Origin of the sequence: Mariniflexile jejuense, assembly GCF_042675665.1 — a bacterium.
Classification (GTDB): Bacteria; Bacteroidota; Bacteroidia; order Flavobacteriales; family Flavobacteriaceae; genus Mariniflexile; species Mariniflexile jejuense.
On record NZ_JBHTJI010000001.1, the window covers coordinates 1,229,969 to 1,245,529 of the forward strand.

The window sequence follows — 15,561 nt, forward strand, 5'->3', positions numbered from 1 at the left end:
GATTTCTGATTTGTTCTTTTAAAATAAACTCTTTATAATTTGTGTTTCAGTTACGCCTTCAGCCTCTGCTTTGTAGTTTTTAATAATTCTATGTCTTAAAATACTAAAAGCTACCGCTTGAACATTTTCCATATCAGGAGAAAACTTCCCATTAATAGCAGCATGTGTTTTGGCTGCCAAAATTAGGTTTTGAGATGCTCTTGGACCTGCGCCCCAATCTATGTAGTTTTTCACTAAATCGTTTGCTGAATCGCCATTTGGTCTTGTTTTACCAACCATAGCAACAGCATATTCAATAACATTATCGGCTACTGGAATACGACGAATTAAGTGTTGAAACTCCAAAATTTCGTTAGCAGAAAAAAGTGCATTTATCTTTACACTAATATCAGACGTTGTTGCTTTAACTACTTCCACTTCTTCTTTAAACGACGGATATTCCAAGTTTATAGCAAACATAAAACGGTCTAATTGTGCTTCTGGTAATGGATACGTCCCTTCCTGTTCAATTGGGTTTTGTGTAGCCAAAACAAAGTAAGGCAATTCTAGTTTATAGTTATGACCAGCTACGGTTACTGAACGCTCTTGCATAGCTTCTAATAAAGCTGCTTGCGTTTTTGGCGGCGTTCTATTAATCTCATCTGCTAAAATGATGTTTGAAAAAATAGGGCCTTTTATAAATTTAAAATGACGGTCTTCGTCTAAAATTTCACTACCTAGTATATCACTTGGCATTAAATCTGGTGTGAATTGAATACGCTTAAAATCAAGACCCAATGCTTGTGCAATGGTGTTTACCATTAAGGTTTTTGCTAAACCAGGAACGCCTATTAGCAATGAGTGTCCACCAGAAAATATAGAAATTAATATTTGATTTACTACCTCATCTTGCCCTACAATAACTTTGGCTATTTCGGTTTTTAAATCTTTATATTTTTTTACAAATTGCTCAATGGCAGCTACATCAGACATATGTTTATTTCTTTAACCAGTTGCTAGTAAATTCACAATTTCTATATTCACCACTTACTTTAATATAGGTATCAAAAATCTTTTTTTCTTGCCATTTTGAAATTGCGTTTATCTTTTTTTCATCTTCAGCTAATTTTTTGATTTTCAAATAATCTCTAGCATAATCAGCTTCATGTTGATCAATTCTATCTGTAACCATTAAAATTTTAAACTTAGCCTTTCCTGTTCTATCTTCTTCTTTTAAAACAAGACTAACTTCATTGTCTTTTAAATTTTGAATTTGGGAATATAATTCAGGTTCCATTCTGGTAAGCTCAAAATTATAGTCTTGGGTTGTTGGGTTTATCAATTGACCTCCATCACCACGAGTTTCTTTTTCATCACTGGCTTCTCTAGCGGCATCAGCAAATGAAATTTTTCCTTCTACAATACGTTCTCTAATTTTTTCTAAACGTTCTTTAGCTTCTTTTATAGCTTCTGATGATACTTTGGGTGTTAAAAGTATGTGTGCAACATCGTATTCTTGCCCTCTAATTTTTTCACAATAAATAATATGATATCCATATTCCGTTTCAAAAGGTTCGGATATTTCGCCTTCTTGAAGTGAAAATGCTACTTGCCTAAACTCTTTAACCATTCGAGGTTGTTTTCTGTTTAATGTATATTTCCCACCTGTTCCTATTGATGCTTTATCATCTGTATAAAGCACTACTTTTGAACGGAAGCTAGCGCCATTTTCTATAACATCTGCTTTAAATTCTTTTAATCTATTTATAACTTTTTGCTTCTCTTCTTCACTTACTTTAGGCTCTGCAACTATTTGCGCTACTTTAAGTTCGGTTCCAAATGTTGGACGTTCTTCTTTTGGTATTTTATTAAAAAATGCGCGAACTTCTTCTGGTGTAATTTCAACTTCTTCAACAATTTTAGCTTGCATTTTTTGTGCTAATTGATTGCTTTTATTAATTTCGAACATTTCATCTCTAAAAGATTTTTCATCATCTTTATTATAAAACTTCAATAATTCGGCCATAGATTTGCCTGATTGTGCCAAAAACTGTTCTACTTGGTAGTCTACATTTCTTCGTATTTCAGCATCGGATACTTGAATACTATCTTGTATTGCCCAGTGTGCATATAATTTATCTTCTAGTAATTTACCAAACAATTCGCAATCTGTAATGTTTTTAGAATCGTAACCACCTGCTTCTAGTTGTAATCTATTTTTAGGAATATCTGAATCTAAAACAATATAATCGCCTATTACTGCTGCAACACCATCAATCTTTATAGCTTTTTGTGTTTTTGTAGAATCAACTTTTTTTGGTTCTGGTTTTACAACTTCATCGTTAATAATTTCTTGGGCAAATATGCTATTTACTAGTAAGAAAGAAATGGATAATAAAATAAGTTGTTTCAAATTATTTGTAGATTTCAAATTGTTTATTGTTAATAGCATCTTTAGTAATGTCTTTTTCTAGTTCTCTAATAAGTTCAAGCTTTCTTTTATTAACGACTATTTGATCTATTGTTGGCCTTACATACTCTAACGGCGCGGTATCGTTTCGCAACAAAACATCGTTAATTTGCATCAAATATACTCCTAATGAATCTTTGAGTTGTACAAAATTAGATTTTTTTAACAGTTGATTTTTGTTTTCAGCAGTTATGGCTGGAATTTTTTTTATCAGTTGGTCTACCTTTACCCAAACAGTATCGTTTAAAGAATAGGATTTAAACTGAATTGAAATGGCATCTAAATCTTTTTTGTCTTTTGAGTTGAAGCGTCTAAACTTATCTATAATTGATTTGTAATTACTTATATTTTCATCTAAATGAATGTACCTAAGTTTAAGTAATTCTTCATTTAACTTAAAAATATCTTTGTTTTCTTTGTAGTAGGTTTCGGCTTCAGCTTTGGTAACAACGCTATTCATATCGCGTTTTACAATGGCTTCAATGTACGCTTTTGTATATAAATCGGTTTTATACTGTTCTACCAATTTATCAAATTCTTCTTGTTTGGTTTCGCTTAAATTAACTTTTGCTCCATCTATAAACAATTGCTGTGTAGCCCAACGGTTTATAAAATTTTGAACTAAAAGTGTGCTATCTTCTTTTGAAGCATCTTCTGAAACTAAATCTTTAATATCATCATAATACAAGTATGTATCATTTACTCTAGCAATAGGTTTCCTATCGTCTGTTTTCTTAAAAAAATTACAAGACGTAAGAACTATTGAAAGTACTAGTATGATGATTTTATTGCGCACTTATTGTTTTTTAATTTCAGCTTTTACCTGATTTAAAGCCTCTTGGTTTATAACTATTTTATACTTGTTAGCCAATTCTTTAAGCCATTCTTCTTCTTTAAATGTTTGATAATCACTTATTACTAAACCTTTAGCTTCTTCTAAGGTTTGAATAGTTTCTGGCAACACGTCCTTAACTTGAACTACTACAAAAGCACCATTATGACTGTATATTTTAGAAATTCCTTTTTTAAATTCGAAATCTTTTGGCAATGCTTGGTGGTTGCGTTCCATAGTATCTTTAGTAAAGATAACATCTATTTTATCATTACTATTAATTAGTGTTTTAATTTGTTCCAAAGCCATGCCTTGTTTTAACAATTTAGCTACTTTTTTTAGTGTTTTTTGATTTTTTGAAGAAGCAACAACAGCATCAATACGTTCTGGTGTTGTGTACTTGTTTTTGTGTTGGTTATAATAATTTTCAATTTGTAAAGAATCTGTTTTGGCAGAATTCCAAATAGTATTTTCCATTAAATCGAATAACAACAAACCATCTCTGTATTCTGAAACTATATTAGCAAAATCTTCATTTTCACCTTCCAAACTGTCTTCTTGATATTGTACTACATTTGTGTTTAAAAAGGTTTCATAATTATTTGAAACTAATATTTTAGCATCTATTTTATTTAATGTGTTCCGCTGATTTGCTACTAAATAATTTCCAAAATCTTGATAAGTAAATTGTTTGTTTCCTATTTTAACCAATGGTTTATCGCCTTTAAAATCTTTAGGAAGTTCCCAACCGCCTTTAAAATAAGTATCGTTTACTATGGAAGCAAAATAATTTAGCGCTGGTTGTTCTTTTGAAATTTTATATTTTGATTTAAGACTGCTATAAAGTGCATTATCAATTAATTTTGAGCGTTCGTCTCTTTTTACTTTTTGTTCTAATTCTGGTTTTATAAATTCAAAAGACTCTACAGGTTTTTTGCCATAAAGCTTCATAATATGCCAACCGTAAGCTGTTTTAAAAGGTTTCGACACATCGCCTATGTTTTCTAAATTGAATGCTGTATCCTCAAATTCTGGCGAGTTTATTTGTCCGCTTGAAAATGGTGCTAATTTACCACCGTTTGGTGCTGAATTTCCATCATCTGAAAATTGTTTTGCCAACGCTTCAAAATCTTCACCTTGAGTTAGTTTTTTATAAATATCTTGAATTCTACTTTCTGGTTTTTCTGCTAAAGAATCGTTTGGTTTTTCAACCACCATAATATGCGCTACAGTACGTTCGCCTCTTGATGCTCTTTTTGCTTGTACATTTACAATATGATAACCAAATTGGGTTCTAAATGGTTGCGAAATATCGCCAACCTTTGTATTAAAAGCGGCATTTTCAAACTTATAAACCATTCTAAAACCACCAAAATAGCCTAAATCTTCACCATAAACGGTTTGCCCATTGTGAACTTCTTTTCTAACGGTTTCAAAACCTTCTTTTACTGCTCTATTTCTCAATTTTACAATTGAATTATAAGCTTCTAAGGTATCTTTTGGACTTGCATTTTCTGCAACTTTAACTAAAATATGTGCTGCTTTTACTTCGTTTGAAACTCTAACATAAGCTTCTTTAACCAACTCATCAGTTACTTTAGCATCCGTCATATAACTTTTTGCTAACTGACTTTTATAAGTAGCTAATTCTCGTATATAAGACGGTTTATCTTGAAGTTTAAGAACAGTAGCTTCCTTTAACTTTAATTTATAATTGGTGAAAAGTGACAAATACTCATCTACCCCTTTTTGAGATTCATCTTGAACTAAATCTAAATTTTTGTTATATACTCTTAAAAATTCTGAAACATAAACAGGTTCATTATCAACTGAAAAAAGAACTTTTTCGTTGTTTGTTTGACTAAAACTGTTAAAAATTGAAATTGAAAAAAATAAAATAAATAAATGCTTATAGTTCATTTTAAAAAAAATTAATTGGTAGCACAAAAATAGCAATATAAACCTTTTATGCAAGTTGCTTTAACAAACGATTAAAAAGATAAAATATTACTGTTTTATATTATATATTTCTACCTTTCGGAAATTATTTTTTTAGTTAAAAAAACAATGCGAAAACTAAAGTTAATATGGGATTTTTATGGACCAGATGCTAGTAAAATTGCACATCACCATGAAATTCACTTAAAAGAATACATTAAAGCAGAAAATTTAAACATTACGATAATAGGTTTTGAAAATTTAAGCGACGTACACACCATTGCTTTTTTGGTAGTTGATGAGCAAGATATGAAACCAATACGCGATGCTTTAAAACCACATAGAGGTCAAGTTTATTTAGATTAATTTATTTATGAAACACATTGTATACTTTGCTTTTATTTTAGTACTAATACTTCCTGAGATTGTTATTAGTCAATCGAAAATAAAACTTTTTAACGGGAAAAATTTAGATGGTTGGTATGCTTTTGATGCTGAACTTGGCAAACAAGCTGATGCCTCAAAACTGTTTCATGTTGAAAAAAATAAGATTCGGCTATATGGTAATAAAGCAGGCTACTTAATGTCTAATCAATCATTTAAAAACTTTGAATTGACTGTTAAATTCAAGTGGAATATTGATACTACTTTCGTTAGAAAAAGTGACAAAAAAAATAGTGGTGTTATGTATTTAGTACCACTTGAAACACCCGATGAATTATGGCCAAAAGGCATTCAATTTCAAATAAAAGAAGGTGCAACAGGCGATTTTGTGTTACTACAAAATGTAACGCTGGTTGTTAATGGATTCAAAACTGAAGCTGGAAGAAGCGTATCCTCAGTAAAATTTTTAGATGCTGAAAAACCTTTTGGCAAATGGAATACTTTAGTAATTACACATACTAACGGGAAAATAACACAAAAACTTAACGGTAAATTGGTTAATGAAGGTTTTGAAGCTTCGGTTTTAGAAGGTAGAATTTTATTGCAATATGAAGGTTTCCCTATTGATTTTTGTAAAATTAATTTAAAGAAAATTTAATGAAACCAAAAATTGACGGGTTTGTACTTGGCATAATTGCAATCGTTATTTTAGCTTACTTATTTCCCTTTTGGGGAAGCAAAAATAGTCCAATACCTTTAAGCTTAATTGGCAGTATTGGTGTGTCGTTAATTTTCTTTTTTTACGGATTGAAGTTGAGTCCGGAAAAAATTAAAACGGGTTTAAAAAACTGGAAATTACACCTTTTGGTACAAGCTTCTAGTTTTATTTTATTTCCTTTAATTGTTATTGCTATTTACCCTTTTGTAAAAACCGAAAGCAATCACACTATTTGGTTGGGTTTTATGTTTTTGGCTGCATTACCTTCTACTGTATCGTCATCAGTTGTAATGGTTTCTATGGCAAAAGGCAATATTCCTGCAGCTATTTTTAATGCTAGTATTTCTGGACTTATTGGTATTATAATTACACCACTTTGGATGAGTTTGTTTTTACAACAAACTACTACCGAATTTAATTTAGGAAGTATTTACCTTAAATTGATAACTGAAATATTACTTCCCGTTATTATTGGTATTGCTTTACAACGCTATTTAGGTGATTTTGTTAGAAAAAATAGTAGGTATTTAACTCTGTTTGATAAATCAATTATTCTATTAATTATTTATAAAAGTTTTGCTCAATCGTTTGAAGAAGGCGTTTTTAATTCGGTTAAGCTAACCGATTTAATGTTAATTTTTGTAGCTGTAACGTTGCTGTTCATCTTAGTGTTTTTTAGTATTAACAAATTAGCAAATACTTTAGGTTTTAATTTAGAAGACCGAATTACTGCACAATTTTGTGGCACAAAAAAATCGTTAGTACATGGTACTGTTTTTTCAAAAATATTATTTAAAAATACCGTTTCAGTAGGCATTATTTTATTACCGCTCATGCTATTTCACTTCATACAAATATTTATAATTAGCATTATAGCTTCCAAGCTTGAAAAGCAAGCCGTAGCTTTTGAACGTTAGACTAAATAAAAAAGGCTTTAATATTTCTATTAAAGCCTTTTTTATGTTTTATTTAATCTGAAATTTTACCTTGAGTAATTAGGTGATTCTTTAGTAATGGTTACATCATGTGGATGACTTTCATTAATACCACTAGCAGTAATTTTAACAAAACGTCCGTTTTCCTTTAAAGCTTCAATATCTTTTGCACCACAATACCCCATACCTGCACGCAAACCACCTATAAACTGGTGGATGCTTTCGTATAAATCACCTTTATAAGGCACACGACCTACAATCCCTTCTGGTACTAATTTTTTAATATCGTCTTCTACATCTTGAAAATAACGGTCTTTACTACCTTCTTTCATAGCTTCCACAGAACCCATTCCACGATACGACTTAAATTTTCGACCTTCATAAATAATAGTTTCACCAGGCGATTCTTTTGTTCCTGCCAACAGCGAACCCAACATAACGGTATCTGCACCAGCAGCAATGGCTTTAGGAATATCGCCTGTGTAACGAATACCACCATCGGCAATTACTGGAACGCCTGTTCCTTTTATAGCTGCTGCAACTTCTAAAACCGCAGAAAACTGAGGAAAACCAACGCCAGCAACAACACGCGTAGTACAAATTGAACCAGGACCAATACCTACTTTTACAGCATCTGCACCTGCTTCTACTAAATATTTAGCAGCTTCTCCTGTAGCTATATTACCTACAATAACATCTAGTTTAGGAAATTTTGCTTTAATTTCTTTTAAAACACCAACCACTCCTTTTGTATGACCATGTGCTGTATCAATTACCACCGCATCAACACCTGCATTTACCAAAGCCTCAGCTCGTAAAACAGCATCACCTGTAACACCAATTGCCGCAGCTACACGCAAACGACCGTATTGGTCTTTATTTGCCATTGGTTTTTGACTTAGTTTTGTAATATCTCTAAAGGTTATTAAACCTGAAAGTTTATAATTATCATCAACAATAAGAAGTTTTTCAATTTTATGCTGTTGAAGTATTATTTCGGCATCTTTTAACGATGTTCCAACAGCTGCGGTAACCAAGTTTTCACTTGTCATAACCTCAACAATTGGACGTTTTTTATCGTGTTCGAAACGCAAATCACGGTTGGTTACAATCCCTTTTAATGTGCCTTCTTCATCTACAATAGGAATACCACCAATGCCATATTCTGCCATATATTGTTTGGCATCCTTAACTACTGCTGTTAGTGGTAAGGTTACAGGATCTATAATCATTCCGCTTTCGGCACGCTTTACTTTTCTAACTTTTAAAGCTTGCGCTTCAATGGTCATATTTTTATGTAAAACACCAATACCGCCTTCTTGCGCCATGGCAATTGCCATTTTACTTTCGGTAACGGTATCCATAGCTGCCGAAATAATAGGCACGTTTATGGTAATATTTCTTGTGAATTTTGTTTGAATATTTACTTCGCGTGGAAGAACTTCGGAGTATGCTGGTACTAAAAGAACGTCATCATAGGTTAAGCCTTCTCCTAGTATTTTGTTTTGATGTGCAATCATGGTGCAATTAAGTTATAATTGCGTGCAAATATACACATTTTTTCTGGTTGAATAGTTAAAATTAAACTAATAAAAACAGATTAAATAATTAGCTTAAAATTAAACCCCTACTAAGTAATTTTTATCTTCTACGCATACCGCCACCACGTCTGGAATCGTTACCAATATTCATGTTTTGTCCAGCAAACTTGCCAAATTTATACACGAAGGTTACCATAAAGTATTGTTCTAGAATCTTGTTTTCAACATCTTGAATAGAGGTTTCACTAACCGACCTACTATAGCCATTATTTTTACCTAAAATATCGTAACCAACAGCGGTTAATGTTGCTTTATTATCCCATAGTTGTACGCCTAAACCAGCGTTCCAAAACACTGCTGCACCATCAAAATCATCACCTACACGACTGTTATAACGGTATGATACTTTGTTAGTTAAAAAAGCATTTTTAAGAAAAAACATATTAGATTCTAATCTTAAATTTTGAACAAAATAGTCGTTATCATTATAGATATCTGAATTGTACTTTGTTTTTGTTAAAGCATAACTGTATGTTGTGCTGAAATCTATCTTTTTATTATACGAATAACTAAAGGCAATTGAAGGTCTTAACGTGCTAGTTTCGGTTGTAAACTTAACTGCATTTTGAATAGAACGAATGTTTCTAAAATCGCCATTAAGCCTTAAATTGATGTTGTAAGTTGTGTTTTTACTGAAATATGATTTTGAAATAGCGGTATTTCCAGATAAACTATAGTCGCCATTTATGTTTTCATAAGTGGTGTATTTAATTAAATCTGAATCTGTAATGGTTGAATTGATAATTTTATCTTGAACAAATTCTGCTTTAGCATTTGCTGAAACGTTTATATTATTGAAGGCTATGTTGTTTTGATATCGAAAATTAATATCATGGTTTATGGCAGGTTCTAAAAATGGATTTCCTGTTCTAATGTTAGTGATATTACTAACATCGGCTACTGGTTGCAACTGACTCATTGATGGCAAACTAACATTTTGGTCGTAATTTAAAGTGATGTTTTTATACCCTTTTTCATCTCTGTAACGAATTCTTCCTGAATAGGTTAAATACTGAAACTCATTTTTAAAATTACGTGCTTCAATAATATTATCTCGATAATCTCTAAAAGTAGTTGTATGCGAACTTTCCAATTCAAAACGAAGTGATTTATAATCATAACGTAAGCCTAAAGATGGTCGTATAGTTGTTACATTGTATTTACTATCTACACTTATTTGATTGTTAAAACTATTATAATCATCATCAACTTCATCATAATCATAAATAGATTTTTCGTCTTTTTGTGAATTTACTGTTGCACTATACCTTGGAATCATTATTAAACCTGGCAACAATTCTTTATTCCATCTTGCGCTTAAATTAATTCTAGCTCCTGAATTATTAGTGTTTGAAATTTGGTCTTGAATAACTTCGGTATTTGTGTTTAATAATTCGTTTTTAGAATAACTTGAACTTTCACCATCTTGTTTATCAAAAGTGGTGTTAAGTCCTATATAAAAATAATCTCTTCGTTTTCCTGTACGGGATATAACACTAAATTCATTATTAAAATCGTAATTCGTACTGTTTGAATTACTTCTGGAGAAATAATTACTAACAGCATCGCCATTGGCATATTCAGATGCTCTTGTAACGGTTGAAAACGAATCGTTGCTAGACGTGTTGAAATTAGTTTTGTTAGCTATTTGAACATTGTTTCTTGCTTTGTCGTTTTTTGGCTTTACTAGAAATTTTAAATCGGAACCTACTTCGTGTTTATCAGAATCATTAAAACCACTACTTGTAGCATTTGTTATGTAATTTAAATCTGGTAGAAAATTTTCTGTATAACTTTTTTGCGCTCTGTCGTTATTTTGGCTACTGTAGGTATAATTTCCGTTTATTTGAGTTTCATTCCATTTGCCTTTTGAAAAATTGGCACCTATAAAATCAGATTCAATATAACCATTACTAGAATCTGCATCGGGCAAGGCATTAAAACCTCTAGACATATTTATATTGTTAGTTCCCATAATAAGCCCTAACTGTTTACCATCAACAAGTTGAAATAGATTGGCGTTTGCTTGGTATTTTTCATCGGTACCGTAGCCTAGATTTACATCGCCAAAATATGCTTTGTTCTGTCCTTTTTTTATTTTTAGGTTAATTTCTTTTGTTCCAGAATCCGATTCTTCACCTGTAAACTTTTGCATATCGGTTTTATAATCGGTAACCTGTACTTTGCTTACTGCATTGCTAGGAATATTTTTTAAAGCTATTTGCCCATTTTTTTCACCAAAAAATCGCATACCATCTACATTAATGGCTTCAACCGTTACGCCATTAACCGTTATAACACCGTCTAAATCAATTTCAACACCTGGTAGTTTTTTTAGTAAATCTTCAACCTTATCATTTGGCATGGTTTTAAAACTATCAGCATTATATTCAATAGTGTCTTTTTTAATTAAAATTGGAGGTGCTTTAGCTATAATACTTACAACATTTAACTCCTCAACTAAGTCTTCTAAAGTAAGATTGCCTAAGTTTAGTTGTTTTCCGCTAGGTACATCTATAATTTTTCTGAATGGTTTATAGCCCATATAGGCAATATTGAAAATGGCTTTTGAATCTGTTTCGGTATTTACTTGTATTGAAAATTCGCCACTTTTATTAGTAATACCATAAGCTATTGGAATACTATCCTTTATACTTTGAAGGTATACAGTTGCTCCTTCTAAAATAACGGCATTAGGGTCTTTTACAACACCTTCTAAGGTAAATTTTTGAGCAAATAATGATGTAGATAGGCAAATAAGTATTATAAATACTAGATTTTTCAAAGTGTTACTTTTAGTTAGGTTATGCTTTTAGACCACATAACACAGCCAAAGTTTAATTGACAAACGTTAAAAAAAACTTAAAACCTACTATAACTTTATTTGCAATGTTGTGTACCAATTTCTTGGCGCTGATGGAATAATACCTGGTCCTGGATAACCTGTTGCGCGTCTAGTAAAGTAAGCGTTATCTAAAACATTGTTAATGCCTGTTTCTAACTTAAACTGTTTATAGGTGTAAGCTAATGAAATATCTAGCACATCATAACTTGGTATGGCACCAATAACACCGCTTAAGTTTGCCGATACCGAATTGGTAGCATCGGTATATTGCTGAGACAAATACGTGTATTGTATGCTTGAAGCCATATTTTTATACCCAAATTTTACTCCTGTTTTTAAGTTAACATCTGGTACAAATTCTACTTTATTTCCTTTTACACCAACCTGCTGCGAAGTGGTATATTTTGAACTGATAAACGATGTATTAATAAAGTAATTAAAGCTAAAATAGTTACTTAAACCTACTATTTTTTTTAGGTTGAAATCGAATAACGATTCTACACCATACATTACGGCATCGCCTACATTACCACGTTCACTAATAATTCGGTTATCGTTTAATACTTTTTGAACAAAACCAATACGTCCATTGTAAAACAACCCAAAAACACCTAAATCGTAAGACACAATGCTTTGGTAGTTACCTCTTATACCTAAATCGGCAGTAAAACCTTTTTCATCAGTAATATCTGGGTTAATTGCAAAAGCAGGATTGTTAATATTAATATCGGAAAATGTTACCGAACGGTAGTTTTGCGACACGTTACCATAAACTTCAAAACCCGTTGTAGGTTTATAGCTTAGGCCTAAACCTAGCAATACAAAAGAACGGTCAAAATCCTGATTATCTTCTACAGTTTCTTCAAAAATAACATTACCAGCTGCATCGGTTCTTATGTTTTTATAAAATCCTTCACTTTGGGTTCTAATATATTCAAAACGAAACCCTGGGGTAACAGAAAATTTATTGTTTACATAAAAAATATTTTCTCCAAAAACGGCCACGTTAAAATTAGGCAAATCGAATTTAGATTGACTTGGGTAATTGGGAAACTCATCGTTATAAAAGCTAAAATCTGGATCAATACCGTCGCTTCCCGGACCTTGTTGCTGGAAATTATCAGCTTTGTACAATTTAGCACCAATTAAAAAAGTAGCATCTTTTTGGGCAACTTCATACTTACTTAGCAATCTGGTTTCAAAACCAAAATTTTTAAACTCGCCTTTTATTAAATCGCGTTCGTTACCAGGGTCAATTTGGTCTACACGATTGGTTCTAAACCCTAACGCATCGCGAGACGCATTAAGTCCAAAAAAGTTGAAAGTAAAATTGGTGTTTTCTGAAAATTGATGCGCTAAATTTATATTATAAAGAAACCAATCTATTTGAAACCAATTGCGCTCACGATTACTTTGGTAAGGGTCATCATAAAACATTTGGTCTGTTAATCCGCCTCCTTGTTGCGCCAAATAACGCAAATATGTAACATCGGTTGTAACTTTTGTTTTATCATTAAACTGATATCCGATTTGGGTAAACACATTTTTCGATTCAAATTCAGAATTTGGCCTAAACCCGTCGCCCATTTTATAATTAAAATAAGAATAATAGCTAAACTTATTTTTTGTGCCTCCTAAACTTGTAAAGTTAGTATATAACCCGTTGCTTCCTAAAGTGTTTCTAGTTATTAACTCGATAGGTTTATTTGGATTTGGCTCTTTCATTTTAAAATTGATAAGACCTCCAAATTGGGTACCATATTGTAATGAAGCAGCACCACGAATTACCTGAATTTCCTTTAAACCTTCGGATGCTGGTGTATAGTAACTTTCTGGATATCCTAAAACATCGGCACTAATATCGTACCCATTTTGTCTGGTATTAAAATTGGCTGTTCTGTTAGGATCTAATCCACGACCACCAATATTTAGTTGTAAGCCAGCATCGTCATTTTGATAAATATTTAAACCAGCTACTTGACTGTACAATTGACGCGCATTATTTGCTGCTAAATTAGCCATAGATTGGTCTACTAAAACCACTTCGGTTTTTTTACCTGCATATATAGCGGTACCTTCAACATCTTTTAACCTAGATAATTCGAAAACTCTTTTTCTTCTTGAAGTAATTTCAACTTCCGATAAGCTTACCGACATTTCATTTAAAACCGCATTTACTTGGGTTGAAGTTGTTAAAGATAATGCTACCTCTTTCACTTCAAATTCATAAGAAAAAAATACGATAGTGATACTTTTTTTATCAGTTTCAAACTCATAATATCCTTTAGCATTGGTTGTGGCTTTTAAACCCGAAACTTTATCGTAAACCTCTACTTGCTTGATTGGTTGATTGGTTTTGGCACTCGTAACAATACCCGAAATTTTGTATTGTGCATGCCCTAGAATGCTTAAAAAAAGCATTAAAATGATGTTATAATCCTTTAATCTCATCGTTAAATGGTAAAATCCACGTTTTATGGCGGAATGATTCTTTTTCTTTATATAAATTGACAGAGGTATTTACATATGGTTGACTTAAACGCCCGTTTAAAGCTACGTAACTTTCGGCAAATACCTGTACATTTTTATGCCCTTGTGAGGTAAAATGATCTCCTAAAAAATGGGCGTACTCTAAAATAAAATCGGGTTGAAAACTCATTTGTTTTTCTTGAAAAGAGGTTAAAAAATCGGAATTTCTAACTACAAACTTAGTACCTTTTTTAGCGTCTTTAATTGTAAAGGTAGTATATCCTGCCTTCTCCATAAGCATCACACGCCAAGAAAAGCGATAACCCTCTTCTGTCCAAAATAATTCGCCCGGATATAGTAAATATCGAAATGGAAACACCAATTGAATAACAAAAAACAATGTTATAATTGGTATGACTATTTTACGGTTTCTAAAGTTATATTTTTCGCTAGCTATAACTCGAGTAGATACTTTGAATGATAAAAGCCTGAAGAAATTTTTTATAAAATCGATGATTTTTTGATGAAATTTAGCATCGAAAAATATTAACGTAGACACTATCATGATGAACGGAAACATGCCTATTGGAAATAATACTCGGGTAAATACGTGAAAAAACACAACCAGCGCAAATGCAACCCAGCGTGTTTTTCTGTACAACAATAAAAACGGAATACTTAAATCGTAAATCATACCACTCCAACTCATGGCATAATGAAACCACTCTTGTTGCATGATATCGCCTAAAAAGGGCAAATCGTATTTTGATGGTAACCAAATTTTTAAAGGCATGGCTTTAAATAACCAATCGGAATTAATCTTGGCTAACCCCGCATAAAAATAAACAATTCCTAAAAGTAGTTTTACACTATCAATCGTCCATTTAGGAATGGTTTTAAAACTTGACTTTTTGAAGATATTATCAACCGAAAAATAGGCATTAGCTGGTAAAAATATCATTAAAAAACTCAATAAACTTATAAAGTAATAATGGTTTAAATAGGTGGTTTTATCCATTAATTCTATATAAGTAAAACTTAAAAAGAAGGTAATAATTGCCATTTTGTATTTAAACCCCAAGGCAACACAACAGGCAGCGATGGCACAAACTACAAACAATAAATAAGTGTAATTACCAAAGGGTTTTACCCACTCAAACCCATAATACGTAAAATGAAATTTAGGTTTTAAATATAAGGTTTCAATCCATCCATTAGCCCAAAACCTAACAATACTTATCAGCATCATACTACCAAAAAGGATTCTAAACACCGCTAAAGGTGCCGCACTTTTATAGCTATTTAAGTATGTTTTACAATTGAAACCCATATAAAATGAAAAAGATTCCCCAACGTGTAGAGAATCTTTTAAGGTGTTATTTTCTTATAT

At 31.8% G+C, this 15,561-nt stretch carries 11 protein-coding genes; 3 read left to right on the forward strand and 8 right to left on the reverse strand.

The window, feature by feature from the left end; translation table 11 throughout:
- Positions 1-18 precede the first annotated feature (18 nt).
- From ACFQ1R_RS05270 to ACFQ1R_RS05285, 4 genes are read right to left on the reverse strand one after another with little or no spacing between them, the layout of a single operon-like run.
- The gene (locus ACFQ1R_RS05270; protein ID WP_379925071.1) at positions 19-972 is read right to left on the reverse strand and encodes an AAA family ATPase; all 954 of its coding nucleotides are present in this window, start codon (positions 970-972) and stop codon (positions 19-21) included.
- 4 nt (positions 973-976) lie between these two features.
- Complete coding sequence (locus ACFQ1R_RS05275; protein ID WP_379925072.1) at positions 977-2,431, reverse strand: peptidylprolyl isomerase; 1,455 nt, start codon at positions 2,429-2,431, stop codon at positions 977-979.
- On the reverse strand, positions 2,394-3,245 hold the full coding sequence (locus ACFQ1R_RS05280) for a peptidyl-prolyl cis-trans isomerase (protein ID WP_379925073.1): 852 nt from the start codon (positions 3,243-3,245) through the stop codon (positions 2,394-2,396). Before ACFQ1R_RS05280 ends, ACFQ1R_RS05275 begins: the two co-directional genes overlap by 38 nt.
- Positions 3,246-5,201 (reverse strand): peptidylprolyl isomerase, encoded by a 1,956-nt coding sequence (locus tag ACFQ1R_RS05285; RefSeq protein ID WP_379925074.1) that lies wholly within the window; start codon positions 5,199-5,201, stop codon positions 3,246-3,248. It lies immediately after the preceding gene.
- A 147-nt stretch (positions 5,202-5,348) separates the two neighbouring features.
- Here ACFQ1R_RS05285 and ACFQ1R_RS05290 point away from each other — a divergent pair, with 147 nt between their 5' ends.
- The 3 genes from ACFQ1R_RS05290 to ACFQ1R_RS05300 are packed head-to-tail and all read left to right on the forward strand — an operon-like array spanning position 5,349 to position 7,238.
- A complete protein-coding gene (locus ACFQ1R_RS05290) occupies positions 5,349-5,585 on the forward strand; it encodes a hypothetical protein (protein WP_379925075.1) in 237 nt (78 codons plus the stop codon).
- A gap of 7 nt (positions 5,586-5,592) precedes the next feature.
- Complete coding sequence (locus ACFQ1R_RS05295) at positions 5,593-6,261, forward strand: 3-keto-disaccharide hydrolase (protein ID WP_379925076.1); 669 nt, start codon at positions 5,593-5,595, stop codon at positions 6,259-6,261.
- Positions 6,261-7,238 (forward strand): bile acid:sodium symporter family protein, encoded by a 978-nt coding sequence (locus tag ACFQ1R_RS05300; protein WP_379925077.1) that lies wholly within the window; start codon positions 6,261-6,263, stop codon positions 7,236-7,238. The genes ACFQ1R_RS05295 and ACFQ1R_RS05300 overlap by 1 nt, the downstream gene beginning before the upstream one ends.
- Positions 7,239-7,303: 65 nt before the next feature.
- Here ACFQ1R_RS05300 and guaB read toward each other — a convergent pair whose 3' ends face one another.
- The 4 genes from guaB to ACFQ1R_RS05320 all read right to left on the reverse strand — a co-directional run bounded on the left by guaB (position 7,304) and on the right by ACFQ1R_RS05320 (position 15,501).
- Positions 7,304-8,776: an IMP dehydrogenase gene (guaB, locus tag ACFQ1R_RS05305; protein ID WP_379925078.1), complete on the reverse strand. Its 1,473-nt coding sequence runs from the start codon at positions 8,774-8,776 to the stop codon at positions 7,304-7,306.
- A gap of 121 nt (positions 8,777-8,897) precedes the next feature.
- The gene (locus tag ACFQ1R_RS05310; RefSeq protein WP_379925079.1) at positions 8,898-11,642 is read right to left on the reverse strand and encodes an outer membrane beta-barrel protein; all 2,745 of its coding nucleotides are present in this window, start codon (positions 11,640-11,642) and stop codon (positions 8,898-8,900) included.
- Between the two features lie 87 nt (positions 11,643-11,729).
- Positions 11,730-14,153 carry a TonB-dependent receptor domain-containing protein gene (locus tag ACFQ1R_RS05315; protein ID WP_379925080.1) on the reverse strand — a complete coding sequence of 808 codons (2,424 nt, stop codon included), beginning with the start codon at positions 14,151-14,153 and terminating at the stop codon, positions 11,730-11,732.
- Positions 14,134-15,501: an HTTM domain-containing protein gene (locus ACFQ1R_RS05320; protein WP_379925081.1), complete on the reverse strand. Its 1,368-nt coding sequence runs from the start codon at positions 15,499-15,501 to the stop codon at positions 14,134-14,136. Before ACFQ1R_RS05320 ends, ACFQ1R_RS05315 begins: the two co-directional genes overlap by 20 nt.
- Between the last annotated feature and the right edge of the window lie 60 nt (positions 15,502-15,561).

Coding starts and splice junctions, on each gene's coding strand:
- ACFQ1R_RS05270 (WP_379925071.1), bottom strand. CDS start 972: ATGTCTGATGTAGCTGCCATTGAGCAATTTGTAAAAAAATATAAAGAT.
- ACFQ1R_RS05275 (WP_379925072.1), bottom strand. CDS start 2,431: ATGCTATTAACAATAAACAATTTGAAATCTACAAATAATTTGAAACAA.
- ACFQ1R_RS05285 (WP_379925074.1), bottom strand. CDS start 5,201: ATGAACTATAAGCATTTATTTATTTTATTTTTTTCAATTTCAATTTTT.
- ACFQ1R_RS05290 (WP_379925075.1), top strand. CDS start 5,349: ATGCGAAAACTAAAGTTAATATGGGATTTTTATGGACCAGATGCTAGT.
- ACFQ1R_RS05295 (WP_379925076.1), top strand. CDS start 5,593: ATGAAACACATTGTATACTTTGCTTTTATTTTAGTACTAATACTTCCT.
- ACFQ1R_RS05300 (WP_379925077.1), top strand. CDS start 6,261: ATGAAACCAAAAATTGACGGGTTTGTACTTGGCATAATTGCAATCGTT.
- guaB (WP_379925078.1), bottom strand. CDS start 8,776: ATGATTGCACATCAAAACAAAATACTAGGAGAAGGCTTAACCTATGAT.
- ACFQ1R_RS05315 (WP_379925080.1), bottom strand. CDS start 14,153: ATGAGATTAAAGGATTATAACATCATTTTAATGCTTTTTTTAAGCATT.
- ACFQ1R_RS05320 (WP_379925081.1), bottom strand. CDS start 15,501: ATGGGTTTCAATTGTAAAACATACTTAAATAGCTATAAAAGTGCGGCA.